The organism is Mesorhizobium erdmanii USDA 3471, assembly GCF_000472705.1.
GTDB lineage: Bacteria > Pseudomonadota > Alphaproteobacteria > Rhizobiales > Rhizobiaceae > Mesorhizobium > Mesorhizobium erdmanii.
The window spans coordinates 1-14,147 of sequence record NZ_AXAE01000048.1; the positions used below are offsets into that span (position 1 = coordinate 1).

At 63.6% G+C, this 14,147-nt stretch carries 15 protein-coding genes; 2 read left to right on the forward strand and 13 right to left on the reverse strand.

Features of this window, described 5'->3' with window-relative positions; translation table 11 throughout:
- Positions 1 to 290 precede the first annotated feature (290 nt).
- From A3AU_RS0127150 to A3AU_RS0127200, 11 genes are all read right to left on the reverse strand, one after another.
- Complete coding sequence (locus A3AU_RS0127150; RefSeq protein ID WP_027055678.1) at positions 291 to 737, reverse strand: universal stress protein; 447 nt, start codon at positions 735 to 737, stop codon at positions 291 to 293.
- Between the two features lie 52 nt (positions 738 to 789).
- Positions 790 to 987: an SHOCT domain-containing protein gene (locus A3AU_RS01000000136205; RefSeq protein ID WP_032918250.1), complete on the reverse strand. Its 198-nt coding sequence runs from the start codon at positions 985 to 987 to the stop codon at positions 790 to 792.
- Positions 988 to 1,407: 420 nt separating this feature from the next.
- Complete coding sequence (locus A3AU_RS0127160; RefSeq protein WP_027055679.1) at positions 1,408 to 2,598, reverse strand: efflux RND transporter periplasmic adaptor subunit; 1,191 nt, start codon at positions 2,596 to 2,598, stop codon at positions 1,408 to 1,410.
- A gap of 2 nt (positions 2,599 to 2,600) precedes the next feature.
- Complete coding sequence (locus A3AU_RS0127165) at positions 2,601 to 4,967, reverse strand: ABC transporter permease (RefSeq protein ID WP_032918251.1); 2,367 nt, start codon at positions 4,965 to 4,967, stop codon at positions 2,601 to 2,603.
- Positions 4,961 to 5,710, reverse strand: coding sequence for an ABC transporter ATP-binding protein (locus A3AU_RS0127170; protein WP_051355485.1), 750 nt, complete (start codon positions 5,708 to 5,710; stop codon positions 4,961 to 4,963). Before A3AU_RS0127170 ends, A3AU_RS0127165 begins: the two co-directional genes overlap by 7 nt.
- A 251-nt stretch (positions 5,711 to 5,961) precedes the next feature.
- A complete protein-coding gene (locus A3AU_RS0127175; protein ID WP_027055682.1) occupies positions 5,962 to 6,939 on the reverse strand; it encodes an FAD:protein FMN transferase in 978 nt (325 codons plus the stop codon).
- A complete protein-coding gene (locus tag A3AU_RS0127180; protein ID WP_027055683.1) occupies positions 6,920 to 9,127 on the reverse strand; it encodes a PepSY domain-containing protein in 2,208 nt (735 codons plus the stop codon). The genes A3AU_RS0127175 and A3AU_RS0127180 overlap by 20 nt, the downstream gene beginning before the upstream one ends.
- Positions 9,128 to 9,139: 12 nt before the next feature.
- On the reverse strand, positions 9,140 to 9,610 hold the full coding sequence (locus tag A3AU_RS0127185; RefSeq protein WP_027055684.1) for a DUF2271 domain-containing protein: 471 nt from the start codon (positions 9,608 to 9,610) through the stop codon (positions 9,140 to 9,142).
- A gap of 39 nt (positions 9,611 to 9,649) precedes the next feature.
- Positions 9,650 to 10,003 carry a hypothetical protein gene (locus A3AU_RS0127190; RefSeq protein ID WP_027055685.1) on the reverse strand — a complete coding sequence of 118 codons (354 nt, stop codon included), beginning with the start codon at positions 10,001 to 10,003 and terminating at the stop codon, positions 9,650 to 9,652.
- A 155-nt stretch (positions 10,004 to 10,158) separates the two neighbouring features.
- Complete coding sequence (locus A3AU_RS0127195; protein ID WP_027055686.1) at positions 10,159 to 10,845, reverse strand: cytochrome b/b6 domain-containing protein; 687 nt, start codon at positions 10,843 to 10,845, stop codon at positions 10,159 to 10,161.
- Positions 10,832 to 11,149 carry a PepSY domain-containing protein gene (locus A3AU_RS0127200; protein WP_027055687.1) on the reverse strand — a complete coding sequence of 106 codons (318 nt, stop codon included), beginning with the start codon at positions 11,147 to 11,149 and terminating at the stop codon, positions 10,832 to 10,834. Before A3AU_RS0127200 ends, A3AU_RS0127195 begins: the two co-directional genes overlap by 14 nt.
- A 148-nt stretch (positions 11,150 to 11,297) precedes the next feature.
- Between A3AU_RS0127200 and A3AU_RS0127205 the strand changes: the two genes are divergently transcribed.
- Positions 11,298 to 11,957, forward strand: a complete 660-nt coding sequence (locus tag A3AU_RS0127205; protein ID WP_027055688.1) for a response regulator transcription factor — start codon at positions 11,298 to 11,300, stop codon at positions 11,955 to 11,957.
- Positions 11,954 to 13,312: an ATP-binding protein gene (locus A3AU_RS0127210; RefSeq protein ID WP_027055689.1), complete on the forward strand. Its 1,359-nt coding sequence runs from the start codon at positions 11,954 to 11,956 to the stop codon at positions 13,310 to 13,312. The genes A3AU_RS0127205 and A3AU_RS0127210 overlap by 4 nt, the downstream gene beginning before the upstream one ends.
- A gap of 230 nt (positions 13,313 to 13,542) precedes the next feature.
- Here the strand turns inward: A3AU_RS0127210 and A3AU_RS1000000139185 are convergent, their stop codons facing one another.
- Positions 13,543 to 13,941 carry a hypothetical protein gene (locus A3AU_RS1000000139185; RefSeq protein WP_051355486.1) on the reverse strand — a complete coding sequence of 133 codons (399 nt, stop codon included), beginning with the start codon at positions 13,939 to 13,941 and terminating at the stop codon, positions 13,543 to 13,545.
- A gap of 23 nt (positions 13,942 to 13,964) precedes the next feature.
- Positions 13,965 to 14,147, reverse strand: a 183-nt coding sequence (locus A3AU_RS1000000140170) for a hypothetical protein (protein WP_209444672.1), incomplete at its 5' end; no start/stop codon positions are given.

The following is a 14,147-nucleotide window of genomic DNA, read 5'->3' on the forward strand; positions in this document are numbered from 1 at the left end:
CATGCAGGCGGCGATCGCCGCCAGAAGCAGTTCAGCCGGATTGAAGGCGTCGGCCCGGCCCTCGAGACAGGTGTCAAGAACGAGCGCGGCATTCTTGGTCGTGGCNACGCTGCCTCGCGCATCGGTCCGCCGGGCTTTAACGCTGTATTCGAACATTGTGCACCTGCNTCGCGCGCCGCTCGCCAGGCGGGCGATGTCTCAANTCTTCTAGCATCTGTTCGAAAATACCGCATGGATCCAGGTCAGCATCTGATCGGCACCTCGAAGTCGGTTCGGTCGGGCCACCGTTGCTATCGAACAATCAGTACAGGCACAGTGCTGAAGGACAGCACCTCGGTCGCCTGACTGCCAAGCAGCCTTGCGAGCCCCCGGCGTCCGTGCGACGCCATCACGATTAGATCGCAGCCTTCGGCCTTGGACAGCTCCAGGATTGCTTCCGCCGGCTTCCTGTTCTCGACGTGCACGGCCTTGGCGTCCACACGCAACCCCGCGGCCGCTGCCTTGCATTGATCAAGTATCTGCCTTGCGAAGCGGCACCCCTCTTCCTCGTACGACGTGAATTCCGCGCCAGCTGAATAGCCTGCCATCGGACTCCCCCAATCGAACATTGGAAATGGTTCGGTGACATTCAAAAAAGTAACCGTAGCCTTCAGGCGACTGGCCAGCGACAGTCCGTGCTCAACACCCCTATGAGCGAATTCGGAACCATCTGTGGCAATGAGGAGATGCTTGTACATCGAAGTCATACCTGATCCAGAAATCGCGCCCCTGCGACCTAGGCGGCGAAAATCAGTGCTTTTTTAGGTCGCCTTTCATCTCCTCATATTGCTCTTTCGTGATCTCGCCAGAGGCATAGCGGCGATCCAGAATTTCTAGCGAGGCAGCTTCACGTGAGCGGTCGCGCGAGGGGTGATACCCAAAAAAATAGTATACAACGCCGGCCGCGATCAGGACGAGCAGCAACGGGCCAAAGCCGAAGAATGGCATGCCCCAAGCTCCACCGCAGCAATTGCTCCATCCCCATGACATCATGACGTGTACCCCACCATAATGACACCAAACAGTCGGACGGCGCTTGTTGCATTGCGTTGGATCAAATTGGCGAGATGACCGCCAAGGCGGCGTTTTGGATAATCCTCAGATGCGTTGCCTAAGTCACAAGGCCTTTGAGCGCCAGAATTGTCGCCTGCTTCCTAAATTTGAGCTACCAAGCGCTCAAGTTTCGAACGCACAACTGCCTATGAAAAATTGCTGACAATCCTCATCGACTACGTCTCGCGCGAGCCGCAGGCCAATCGCTGACACGTGGTGGACGGTGTTGACTATCGTGGAAATCTGAACGGAACCTTCGACTTGCATAAAACATAGACATGGACGGCAGATCGAGCGTCCGCCGAAACAGCAAGTCTACTGGAGCTTGACCTTGCTCCCCTCAGCAAGGCTGGCGGGTGGATAAACGACTACGATCTCGCCAGGGTGCACGCCCTGCGCAACGGCGGCGACGCGGGCCGACAGGCTCGCAACCCGGATTTCTCGGAGATGTGCGAGCCCGCCATCGACGACAAAGACGTTCCAAGCATCGCCGCGCCGGAAGAGCGCGCCCATCGGCACGACCGTTGCCTTGTCAATCTGGTCGATCTCGATATTGACCTCGACACGGTAACCGTCTCCGAGACTGGTCCAGGTCTGTCGCGGCGAGACTATGTCGATGATGACCCAGACGCGCTGTTCTTCGACGCCGAGCGCGGAGATTTTGGTGAAGCCGGAAGGCTCGACACGCCGCACGACGCCCTGCAAATCCGAAGGGCCGCCCCACCGCGCGACGGTCACCTTGTCGCCCTCCCTTATGCGGGCGGCATCGGTCGTCAACACATCCGCCGCGACTTCGAGGTCGCCCGGGTCCCCCAGTTCGACCAACGGGGCCGCCATCGAGACCACGCTCTCGCTCTGCTGTTCAACCCTGAGAACGCGGCCCTCTATGGGCGACAGAACCGGGAAGCCTTCGCCCGGATCGGGATTGCCGACGGACTGCAATGCTGCGCGAGCCTGCTCCAGGATATGAGTTGCGGCATGCGAGCGACGCTCGGCGGCATCCGCCTGCCGGCCGGCGGACTGGAAGAGGGCCTCTTCTCTTTCCAGTTGCGCCGAGGCCGCCACATTACGCTGGGCAAGCTGCTTGGTGCGCTCAAGATCCGCGCTGGCTTGAGCCAAGAGGACCTTGGCCTGCTCGTGAAGCGCTTCAGCCTCTTCGACGCCAGCCTCGGCTGCGCCGACCTGCGCCTCGAGCTCCTGCCGCACCCGTGAATCCAGCAAAGGAGAAACAGGCGGCGTGATGGTCGCTAGTTTTTGCCCGGTGTGAACGACATCACCGGCCTTCAGCATCAGCCGCTGGACGCGGCCCGATAAAGGCGCCGACACCATATAGCGATCGCGCACGCGCGTGCGGCCGTCTTCCTCGATCGTGTCCTGAAACGTCGTCGTCACGACGTCGGCGGTCTCGACAAGAATGGGCTGCGGCAAGAGGAGCCAATAGAGGGCCGCCGCCGCGATCAACACCAGCAAGAGTCCAGTAGCGATCGAGGTGGGGCGGTACTTCATGATCAGTCTCGGGTCTTGAGGACGGCTACCAGATCGAGTGTATCGATCCTTCGGCGGATCATCATGAAACTGGCGAAAGCCGCAGCGATCACCAGGAGCGAGGCCAAGACGTAACTGCTCGGGTTGATTACAGCGGGAATTTGGAACGATTGGCTCGCTCGCGCGGAGGCAATCAGCTCGATCAGGTAGCGCCCGATCAGAATTCCCAATGGAATCGCCACGACAAGCTCGGCGACAAGCTCGCTGACAACGACCGCAAACACCTCGTGCCGAGTCAGCCCGATAATGCGCAGACCGGCCAATTCCCAGGCGCGTTCCTGCAGGGCAATGCGTGCGCTGTTATAGACCACACCTATCGCAATCAGCATTCCGAACCCCGCCAGGATCAGCGCGCCGATCAGCACCATTCCACCGATCGTCTCGTTGAACAGCGCCAACCAGAGAGCCTTGACCGAGCTTCCCTCGATCTTCGGCATGGACTTTATCCTGGACCAGACCAGTTCGGATTGAGCCGGGTCAATCCTGAGGGCGGCGACGTTTGCAACAGGCCCTTCCTTCATCAGGCGGTTGAGCGCGCTGCGGTCCATGGTCACCGACGACCCCAGAATGTCGTTGGAGATCCTGCGGACAATGACTTCCCTTACCACCCTGGTGCCTTCAAGCACCTCGATCGACACTGTGTCACCCACATGAAGATCGAGCTGGCTCGCGATCTGCCGGCTCAGCATGATGCCATCGGCCGGAATGGAGACTGGCTGCAGCGCCTTGTCCCTGGGAATTCTGAGCTCCGAGCCGGGATCCAGGCCGATGGCCGACGTGCGATAGGTCCGGTACCCCGCGCGCAACCTAACAGGAACTACTCTCTGGAGTTCAGCATTCAGCACTCCGGGAAGCGACCTCAACTCGTAGAGTGCGTCCGTAGAAACAGGTTCGGTGAAAGTGAGAAAGGCGTCGCCGCGCTCGACCCGGCTGAAGCTGACATCGATCATGTAGTCGATGGCATCGAACCAGTATAGCCCAAACAGGATAAGTGGAATGGCAAGGGCGATGCCGATGGTCGACAACAGCGTCCTGATCGGCCTGCCCAGCGTTGTGCGGGCCGCAATGATATACTGAAGCGGAATGAGGCGGCTCCCTACCGTCTGCAGCCATGCGAAGGTCTGCAGAGCAGGCGGCGTTGCGGGTCGCATGGCTTCGGCGGGTGGAAGCACAGCTATTCGATACACCGATGTCACAGCTGCAAGGTTCGCGGCGACGACGCTGACCAGCGTCGCGGCAACGAGAAGCCACGGCTCGAACTGCGCCTCCAGCGACGGAAACCGGAAGAAGGCGCGATAGCTTCCCACGACGCCAATGCCGAGCCACCACCCCAGGGCGAGGCCTACGGCCGATCCCAGCAACGCTATGGCCGTGACCAACTTGAAGTAGTGAAGCGCGATGGTGCCGTTGGCGAATCCCAACGCCTTGAGCGAAGCGATCTGTCCGCGTTGAGCCTCCACCATCCTGCCGATGACGACGTTGAGCAGAAACGCCGCTATACCGAAGAAGACGCACGGCATGAAGATGCTCAATGTCTCCTGCTCCGCCAGCTCGTCTTCAAGAAAGCGGTGCGAGGGCTGATCGCCGCGATCGTAGGCTCCCGTGCCACCGTATGGAGCCAGCAAGCGGTCTACCTTATCCAGCACGGGCGCGATGCTTGCCTTCGGGGCCAGCGTCATCGCCACGTCGTTAAACGCGCCTTTCATGTCGAACGCACTGGCCACAGCATTTTCGGCGGCCCATAGCACGACGAAGTTCCGATCGTCGGGAAGGGGTACCGCGCTGCGCGTGGCAAAAACGAACTCGGGCGACAATGCGGAACCGACGACGCGAAAACCCTGCAGGCGCCCGTTGAGGACGACGTCAATGGATTCTCCCATTCGCACGGCTCGCGCCTCGGCATAGGCTGCGTTGATGATGACCTCTTGCGGATGCAACGGATCGGGCCAGCGCCCCTGCACCAGATGGAGACGATTGAGCAGGGGCTGCCCCTTGGCCGGCAGCGAGATGATGCGACCCGAGATCGGCATGTTCGTGTCCTGACGAATTACCCGCACCGGCTTCGCGACCCGCGTTTCGACGATGCCGATCCCATCGATCTCGCGCAGCCGGTCGGCGATGACCAGCGGCGCGCGCGTCATGCCGGCAAAGAGGTCAGCGAAGCGTTCGTTGCGGTAGTGGCTCTCCATGGCGCCAACAAGCGCCCGGTAATTCGACACCGACATCACAAAGACTGCCACCCCCGCGGCGACGAGCATTGCGATACTGAGGACTTGAAGCCGCATCGACCAGAGATCGCGCAGCACCTTGACGTCGAGCACGTTCACCATTGCACGTCCTCTGCGGCGATGCGGTTAGGATTAGGTTCCTCCTTGACGATGCGCCCGCCGCTCAGCCGCAAGACGCGGTCAGCCATTCCAGCGATTGCCGAGTTGTGTGTAATCACGATGGTCGTCGTGCCGAGTTGCGCGTTCACCTTGGCGATCGCCGCGAGAACCAGCCGACCGGTATCCACGTCGAGGGCGCCGGTCGGCTCGTCGCAAAGCAGGATGTCAGGTCGTTTTACGATCGCGCGAGCCACGGCTACACGCTGCTGTTCGCCACCCGACAACTGTGATGGAAAGTGACGTGCGCGATGTGACAATCCGACGAGTTCGAGCGCTTCCCTGGGATCCATCGGATCGCTGGCTATCTGCGCGACAAGCCGCACGTTCTCTTCAACATTGAGGCTCGGTATCAGATTGTAGAACTGGAAGACGAAGCCGACGTGCTCGCGCCTGTATGTCGTCAGTTCATCGTCGCTGGCTCCCGTCAGTTGGTGATCGCGCCATTTTGCCGAGCCTGACGTTGGAGCGTCCAGTCCGCCAAGGATATTGAGAAGGGTCGACTTGCCCGAACCGGAGGGCCCAAGAAGAACGATGAACTCGCCTTGCTGAATATCGAGATCGACGTTCTTCAGTGCCGTCACTTGCGAGTCGCCCGAGCCGTAGAACTTGCTCAGCCCGCGAGCCACGAACACCGGGACTGGCGGCAGTGCCGCTGAACTTTTCGCCTCTCGCTCGTGGGCTTGCATGCGGGCCTCCGGTCTCGCCGACGCAGCTGAGTTCGTATAAGCAGCCAAAGCCGGTCGCCTTGACCCTCGTCAAAGTCCGGAGGAGCAGACTTTTCGGGCAAAACGGTTGGAGCGTTTCACCATCTCACCGCGACGGAGCACCGCTCGAGCCGGCCCGTGAATATAGAGGGCGAGGCCCAAGCCCGGGTCGCCTAAGGCGACGATCGGCAAGCACGTTTTCAGCCCCTCTCCGTTCGAATGCTGTATCGCGCTCAACCCGCTTCCGCGCGAGCCGAGACCCCAGCGGCCACGAACAAGCCGCCGATCCGACAGGAGCGGATGCTGTCCTCTTCATCGCGAAGCAGGAACAGGGCATCGAGCCCCAGCCGGAGGGCGACTTCGCCGCCCCTGTCAGGACCGAGCACCATCAACGCGGTCGCCCAGGCGTCGGCCTGAGCGCAGGTGGATGCGAGCACCGTGACCGATGCCGGGGGGTTCATAAGCGGCGCGGCGCGGGCCGGATCGAAGGTGTGGGACAAACGCCGACCCCGCACCTCTACCCAATGGCGGTAGTCGCCGGACGTGGCGACGGCGCGATCCTGCAGGGAGAGGATCGAATGCGGCGCGCGGTGTTCCGGGTCCGGTTGTTCCACGGCGACCGTCCAGGCCTCGCCGTCGGGCCTGAGGCCTATGGCTCTTAGCTCGCCATCGATGCTTACGAGCCCATCGCGAATGCCGCAGCTACCAAGGATCTCGGCGAGACAGTCCACGCCGTAGCCCTTGGCGACACCGTTGAGGTCAAGCGTGATTGGCAGGCGCTTGCGGATCCTGGCTCCGTCGATCTCCAGGACATCGTGGGCATGCGCGTGCCTTGCCTGCGTCGCGCTGCGGATGCGGTCCGGACTGGCTTCAGCCGGGCCGAAGCCCCATGCGCTCACCGCGTCCCCCATCCCGATGTCGAAGGCACCGCCGGAAGCCCGGCCGACCGCTAGCCCCAGCCGGATCACGTCGAGAAGGCGTCCTGGAATCGTTGCCCACGCCCCTGCCGGAGCCCGGTTGAGGCGCATCAGGTCGCTGTCAGGTTTCCAAGTCGACATCTGCGCGTCGACCTCATCGACTGCGGCCTGCAGGGCCGCACGGACAGCTTCAGCGTCGAAGCCCGAAGGCGCGTAGAAAATCGCGGACCAGCGTGTGCCCATCGTCGGCCCGTTGAGGGCGTGGCGCACGAGATCAGTAGACATCTTCGACATAGCGTCCCTCGGCCTTCAGGATCGCGGGTGACAGGCCGAGCGGTGCAAGTATGCACGCCATCGCCTCGGCAACCCCGGCAGCCATTTGCCTCCCGCCGCAGACCATGACCCGCCCGCCCTTGCGTATCGCGCGAACGACTTCGAGTTGCTCAGCGGTGAGCGCGTCCTGAACGTAGCGCGGCCGCCTTCCGCGCGAGACCGCCGTGGACAGGCTGGAGAGCCTGCCCTCGGCCGTCCAGGCGTCCAGTTCCTCGTGGTAGAGAAAGTCACTTTCTGGAAGCCGCATGCCGAAGAACAGGTGGATCGGCCGCCGTGATGCGTTGGCACGGACGAAGCCCGCGAGGGGTCCTATTCCGGTTCCAGCTCCGATCAGGACAAGAGGAGTGCTGTCGCGACCAGGGCGGAACGCCGGGTTGGGGCGGATGAAGCCGGCGACCGCTCCACCCGGTTCGAGCGCCATGAGTTCACCCGAGCAGATGCCTCCGACATGCTTGCGCACCACAATCTCCACGAACCCGTCCCGGCTGCCTGAGGCCAGCGAATAGAAGCGTGGCATGGGCGACCCCGCCGGCACGATGCCGAGCAGGTCTCCGGGCTCGAAGCGGGCGAACCCTCGTCCCATCAGGCGTTCCCAGATGGACCGGCGTGGAAGGGCAAAGCGCAGGATTGCGGTTGGGGCCTGGACTTCGTGGCCGTAATCGCGACGCGAGACAAGCGTCAAGACCGTAGCATCGGGGCGAACGACCTGATGATTCAGTTCCAGGTCGATGCCGAGCGCTGCGCCGAGCGCTCGGCCCCAGCGGGCGAATTCCTGCGGCGACTGACGATCTACCTTTTCGAAGGGGAGCAGCAGCGGCCAACCCCCGCTTTCCGCGGCAGCGACAACCGCCCTGGCGTGGGCGCAGAATGCCGGGAAGCTCCGGTCCCCGAAGCCCAGCACAGCCAGTGGCGCGTCCGGCGCGGCGGGCAGCCGCGCCAGTCGATCCAGGAATCCTTTCGCCGAAGCGGGCGCGTCGCCATTGCCGTAGGTCGCGGCCAGCACGAGATATCGGCGCGCACCGGAAAAGCGGCAGGGGTCGAACGCCGACATGGGCGCGGTGTGGACACGCTGCCCGACACGGGTAAGCGCCGAGTGCAATGTCGCGGCAAACCCCCAGGTGCTGCCGCCCTCGCTTCCGACGAGGATGACCGTCTCCGCGCGGGCCGGCGCGGCATTGTCGCGAAGCCTCGGGCGGCCGCCGGAGCCTTTCAGCCAGATGAGGAGTCCCGTGGCGCCCATGACAGGAACGGCAAGCGCCGTGAGCCCGAGGAGCACGCCGAGAAGCGCCGCGCCCTGTCCGGTGTGGAGCATGTAGATGGTCTCGGAGAGGCACGTCCAACCGCTCAAGCCAGACCAGCCGAGGGTCGCCCCGGTCCCCTGGTCGAGGTAGCCAGTGCCACTGTCGGTCTTGAGCGTAAAGACGTCGGTGGCGTCTCCCGCGTAGGGGAAGTTCAGCTCGCGCAGGCTCGACACGGGCGTCGACACGAGCAGCGGCATCGAAGTCAAGGTGGCGCCCATCGTCCTGCTTACCGCAGAAGGCGGGCTTGGAACGACCGCCTTTTCGGGAAGGAGACCGAAGGTCGAGGCCGTCATCCAGAGGGCCGTTGCAGACGACAGCAGGAGCCCAAGCACGGCACCCCGCGCAAGCTCGACATGGACGCGCCCTGCCAGAGGTCCCCGAAGCGGGACAAACCAGCGTCTCCATCCTCCGGCGCGCCTGGCGACCAGCATCGAACCGGAGACGGCAAGGACGAGCATCGCCGCCGCTCCAGCTGCCATGGCGATGCGGCCGGCGTCATCAAGAAACAGCGAGCGGTGCAGGTTGGTGAGCCAGCGCTGCAGCGGATTGGGATCGGCCGAACCCATAGCGGCCCCTGTCGCCGGGTCGATGACGGCCGATGCCGGCGCGCCGCCATCGAACCAATAGGCGGTGATACGCCCGGAGGGCGAGCGCCGGATCTGCTCGACCTCCGGGAAGACCGATTTGATGCGCGCGGCAAGGTCTGCGACGCTCATCGCCTGTTCCGCCTGCGGTGCATAAATCCGCTCCGCCGCCGGGAAGATGGACAGCGCCGCGCCACTGACGGCAAGGAGTGTCACGAGGACCAGAGCCGGCAGGCCCAGCCAACGGTGAAGCGAACGGATCATCGCTAAGACCCCTTACAAGCCGTAGCTGAAGGTCGCGATGTAGCGGCGGCCCGGGACGGACTGTCCCGCCCCTTTGGCGGTCAGCGGCACGGCAATCTCGTCGGGACTGTCGCGCATATCCTCCGCGGCCGCGTCGATATGGACGGTATAGCCCGCGTCAAACAGCGCATCCGCAAGGTCGAGCGTGATCTCCAGCCGCCGGCCGGCGCCCACGCTCGCTCCCGTGATGCCATTGATCTCGGCGGCATTGCCGCCCGTCGCACGGTACCAGTCGGAGAGGTGTTCGTAGTATTTGGACTTGGTTCCGGCCATCCAGAGGCTGCCGGCATAGGCCCCCTTGGGGTCGGTGACATAGATGGCGAGGTACGCCCCGTTGCCGCCATAGTTCTTCAGCGTGGTGGTAAGGGTTACCGGCCGGGCCATGGCGATGCCGGGAAGCGTCAGGGCCGTAGTCAGAGCCAAGGCGGCTAAGATGGTTCTCATTGGAATGTTCCTTGATCTGGCGTGATGCGAGCCGTCGGCTCAATTGACCTGAGCCTTGGGCATTGCACCGGTGCCGAAGAGGCCATTGCTCGGGGGAGCCACGCTTCCGGCTGGAGCCGGGCCCGACGCGTTGCCGCCGTCGTCATCGTCCTCTTCATCGCCCTCATGGTCGTCATCATCGTCCGCACGACGCAGGCTGTGCCCCCGATTGCGGTCAACGCCGCCACCGTCGCTAACCAGTACGGGAGACGCGCCGGCTTCCCGGAATGCACCCAGGGCCGCGTCAGGAAGTCCTTCGAACGAGACACCGCCGCGTATCGCGCTCCACGCAGGAATGCCGATCACGGCGATCAGCGCCGTCGACGCAAGCAAGATGGAAATGGTCTTCTTCATCGCAGTATCTCCTTTTTTCTGCTGGCGCCGTTCTGGCGGCCCGGCCTGATCCCTTCCTGACCGGAACGGATTTTTTGCTTCAGCTTGCCGTCAGGAATCGAAAGGCCCCGCCGAAACGGGGCCAGGTTGGCCTCTGCTGTTTGGACAACCAGCGTTCAGGCGATGTCGCCGGGCGCGGGAGGCCTCTTGCGGCCCGTGACCATTGCCCGGACCAGGTTCTCGCGATGGCGGAACGATGCCAGCGCCACTCCGCCGACATGCAGCGCGACCAGCAGAAGCAGCAGGTTGGCAAAGGTTTCGTGGACATCCTTGAGCGGACCTCCTGCACGCCCTTCCAGGTAACCGCCTGCCCCGGCCTCAGCCTCGTTGGCATCGCTGTCCGCGAAGGCGGGGGTGACGATCTGCACCTGCCCGGCGGCGCTCGCGGCGCGGCCCGGCGCTTCCAGAAGCCAACCCGTCAAGGCCGTCCCGGACAGCGTCACCAGGATCGCCACGACCATCGCGGCGCCGGCGGGGTTATGGCCAAGGTAGCGTCGCTCCCGGCCTGGTATCATGTCGCCGATGTAAGAGAGCGTCTGGGCGGGTCCGCGGACGAACTGGGTGAAGCGGGCGTAGCGGCTGCCGACCAGACCCCATATGATCCTGAGGCCGACGAGACCGGCTACCGCATATCCGGCTAGCTGGTGAACAGGCTGGATATCTTCCGCGGTCAGCCAAGCCGTTGCGAACGCGCCGACGAGGCTCCAGTGGAAGAGGCGAACCAGCGGGTCCCAGACGAGAACCCGCCGCCCGGCGGTATCCTGGGAGTCGGACTGAGTCGAGGCAAAGTCATTGATTGTCATGGCGGCCTTCCTCGTCGCGGTGCCGATGATCAGCGCCGTCCCTGGGTTCGATCTGGATGATTTCGAGGGTCGATGGATGGACGGTCACCTCGATCCGCTGCCCCTGAGCGTCGGTGCCGTCGATCTCATAACAGCCGTCGTCGATCTTGATCCGGCGCACCGTCCAGGCATTCTGGGCCGCAAGGGCGGTCACGGCCTCCCTCGGCTTCCAGTCCGCCATCGGCACGAAGCATTCGTCATCAGCGAGCGCCGGCCCTGCATGCAGGATCGCGACGCAGGCGAGAATTATCAGGGCAAGCCGCATAGGCCTGGACTCCGTTCCAACCGGATTTGCGCCAACGCAAGGTGCAGAGCCAAGCTGACGGTATCCTGAAGTCCGCGCGCAATCCGCTTCAGCCTGGTGTCAGGAACGTTCGCCAAGGAAGGCAGCTGCCGCGAGAAGGCGAACAACAATGCGAATCCTGCTAATAGAGGACGACAGCGTGCTTGGCGCCGCGGTGCGCGACCAGATCGTCGGTGACGGCCACTCGGTGGACTGGGTCACACGGATCGATGCGGCCCGGGACGCGATGGCGAGTGCGGCCTACGACCTGATCCTGCTCGACCTGATGCTCCCCGACGGACGGGGGATCGTGTTCCTTCGCGCACTGAGGGCGGCCGGAGACGTCACGCCCATCATCATCCTGACAGCGCTCGACCAGGTGTCGGACAGGATCGAAGGCCTGACCGCCGGGGCTGACGATTACATCGTCAAACCGTTCGATCTCGACGAGTTGTCGGCGCGCATCGGCTCCGTCGCGCGACGATATTCCGGCAATCCCAACCCGATCATACGACTTCGTTCGCTCGACATCGACATCGCCCGCCGGAGCGTGCGCCGGGACGGCAAGGCCGTTCAGCTGACAGCTCGCGAATGGGCTTTGCTGGAGGCGTTCCTGACACGGCCAGGCCAGCTGCTCTCGAAGGCGCAACTCGAGGAGAAGCTCTACGACTTCGATGCCGAGGTGGAGAGCAACACGATCGAGGTCCATGTCAGCAGACTACGCAAGAAGCTCGGCACCGACCTCATCGAGACCGAACGGGGTCTCGGCTATCGGCTGGCCCAGACATGATGCGCCCCCGAAGCCTCCAAGGCAGGCTCCTCCTGTCGTTAGGAGCGGTTCTGCTCGTGATCTGGGTCGGCGCGGCGTGGGCAACTGCCGTCCTGGTGCGACACGGGATCGAGGATGTCTTCGATTCCTCCCTCCAGGAGACGGCGCAACGCCTGCTTCCCTTGGCGGTCCTGGATATCATAGGCCGCGAAGACGGAGACGTCGCCAGTCAGCGGCTTGGCGCAATCCGCAGCCACGACGAGCTAATTACCTACGTCGTCCGCGACGACAAGGGCAAGATCCTGCTTCAATCCCACGCGGCCGACCTCTCCGTGTTCACGCCTTATCAAGGACAGGGATTCGGGCGGACAGCGACGCATCGCCTCTACAGCGAAGAAGCCGTGCAGGGAACGGTGCGCATCACGGTAGCCGAGCCGCTCGCGCATCGGGCTATGGTGGTGAGGGATGTGCAGATAGGCCTGGGACTGCCGATCCTTCTGGTCATCCCGGCCGCGTTTGCCGCCGTGGTGCTGGCAGTGCGAAGAAGCACCAGGCCACTGCGCGCGTTCCGGGAACAGCTCGAGACCCGGAGCGAAAAGGACCTCGGGCCTGTGGCATCCGATGACCTACCCAGCGAGCTGGAGCCGCTGGCTGTCACGTTGAACGCGCTATTCGAAAGGCTCAGGGCCGCCTTCGAAGCAGAGCGCAGTCTCTCCGCCAACACCGCCCATGAACTCAGGACCCCGCTCGCCGGCGCGATCGCTCAGGCCCAGCGCATCCGCACGGAAACCACGGAACCGCAAACCGCCCAGCGGGGGGCAGACATCGAGGCGACGCTCAAGCGGCTTACGGCGCGCGCCGAACGGCTGATGCAACTCGCGCGGGCGGAAGGCAGCCGGCTTCGATTGGAACGAAAGTCCGACCTGCGGGCTGCCCTGGGCGTGGTGATCGACGACTTGCGCAGAAGCGTCCCACAAGGGAGGGTCGTCCTTCGAATGCCGGAGACGCCCGTGATGTCAGACATCGACCCCGATGCTGTCGGCATCCTGTGCCGCAACCTCGTCGAGAACGCGCTGCGCTATGGCAGCGACTCCGCACCCGTCGAAGTCACCCTTAGTCCAGACGGGCTCGTGATAGTGTCAAATGATGGACCCGTCGTACCGCCCGAAACCCTGGCAAAACTGGCGGACCGGTTCGAGCGGGGCGGAATTTCGGCCCGCGGCAGCGGGATCGGGTTGTCGATCGTTTCGACGATTGCTGGACGGCTAGGTAGCCCGCTCGTGCTAAAATCACCGAGGCCGGGGAAGCAGTCCGGTTTCGAAGCCAGCGTTAGGCTCGCAACCGCAAGCGCTTGGGAGCCAGATAGAGCAAGTTGATCGCGCTCCTCTCAGCAGAGGTTGCCGGGCCTTGGCCAACAGATCAGGACCCTGTTCCAACATCGTTTTCAGGACGGCTTCCACGCTTACGGCGGATCAGTTGCGAAGTCGGTGGAAATCCACGCCCCCAGGGCCAAAATCCTGATCCGTCCACCTGTGGGTGCACTACCTCAGAAAGGCCCGCCGCGCCTCCGCAAGCGGGCCAGTGCGCCGAACTATGCGGGACGCGTCTAGTTGTCCGTCACCGTTGGCACGGAAGATGAGGCATCGGCTCCATCGGTCTCGGTACCGGAACCTGCGCCAGTGCCGGAGTTCTCCGCTTTGTCCCCACCCTGGTCGTCAGCAGATTCCGAGTCGCCATCATGGCCACTAGAACTTCCGCTGCTGCTGTGGCTATTGCCGCCATCGTGCTCGCCACCGCCGCCGCCGCCGCCGTCGCCACCGCCACCGCCGCTGCCGCCGTCGCCACCGCCGCTGCCGCCACCGCCCTCGGATTCGGCGTGGGCAGCGGCCGGCACGAGCTTGGCAGCGCCATGAAGCGCTAGGTGGTAGGGTGCAATGGTGAGCATCAGCGCCGTCGATGCACGCAGCGTGAGCCAGACGAATCTATTGAAGGAAATCTTGGTCATCTTATCCTCCTCGTGGAGTGCTGTTAGGAAACCAGTTCGGCCGAAGGTGTCGCGGCCGTGCAGCAGGTGCCGGCAGCCAGAACAGCTCCGGCGAAGATGCCCGCGAAGGCGGCTGGAATGAGAGTGCGATACATGAGGTCTCCATTCGGGTGGTTGGGGACGTGGCAATACGATTGGTATTTCAACCTGTAGGCCACAACGGCTTG

Bases quoted from the DNA above. Each gene is read 5' to 3' on its own strand.
- A3AU_RS0127180 (WP_027055683.1), bottom strand. From the start codon at position 9,127: ATGATCCGTTCGCTTCACCGTTGGCTGGGCCTGCCGGCTCTGGTCCTC.
- A3AU_RS0127210 (WP_027055689.1), top strand. From the start codon at position 11,954: ATGATGCGCCCCCGAAGCCTCCAAGGCAGGCTCCTCCTGTCGTTAGGA.
- A3AU_RS0127150 (WP_027055678.1), bottom strand. From the start codon at position 737: ATGTACAAGCATCTCCTCATTGCCACAGATGGTTCCGAATTCGCTCAT.
- A3AU_RS01000000136205 (WP_032918250.1), bottom strand. From the start codon at position 987: ATGCCATTCTTCGGCTTTGGCCCGTTGCTGCTCGTCCTGATCGCGGCC.
- A3AU_RS0127175 (WP_027055682.1), bottom strand. From the start codon at position 6,939: ATGTCGAAGATGTCTACTGATCTCGTGCGCCACGCCCTCAACGGGCCG.
- A3AU_RS0127200 (WP_027055687.1), bottom strand. From the start codon at position 11,149: ATGCGGCTTGCCCTGATAATTCTCGCCTGCGTCGCGATCCTGCATGCA.
- A3AU_RS0127160 (WP_027055679.1), bottom strand. From the start codon at position 2,598: ATGAAGTACCGCCCCACCTCGATCGCTACTGGACTCTTGCTGGTGTTG.
- A3AU_RS0127205 (WP_027055688.1), top strand. From the start codon at position 11,298: ATGCGAATCCTGCTAATAGAGGACGACAGCGTGCTTGGCGCCGCGGTG.
- A3AU_RS0127165 (WP_032918251.1), bottom strand. From the start codon at position 4,967: ATGGTGAACGTGCTCGACGTCAAGGTGCTGCGCGATCTCTGGTCGATG.
- A3AU_RS0127195 (WP_027055686.1), bottom strand. From the start codon at position 10,845: ATGACAATCAATGACTTTGCCTCGACTCAGTCCGACTCCCAGGATACC.
- A3AU_RS0127190 (WP_027055685.1), bottom strand. From the start codon at position 10,003: ATGAAGAAGACCATTTCCATCTTGCTTGCGTCGACGGCGCTGATCGCC.
- A3AU_RS0127185 (WP_027055684.1), bottom strand. From the start codon at position 9,610: ATGAGAACCATCTTAGCCGCCTTGGCTCTGACTACGGCCCTGACGCTT.
- A3AU_RS1000000139185 (WP_051355486.1), bottom strand. From the start codon at position 13,941: ATGACCAAGATTTCCTTCAATAGATTCGTCTGGCTCACGCTGCGTGCA.
- A3AU_RS0127170 (WP_051355485.1), bottom strand. From the start codon at position 5,710: ATGCAAGCCCACGAGCGAGAGGCGAAAAGTTCAGCGGCACTGCCGCCA.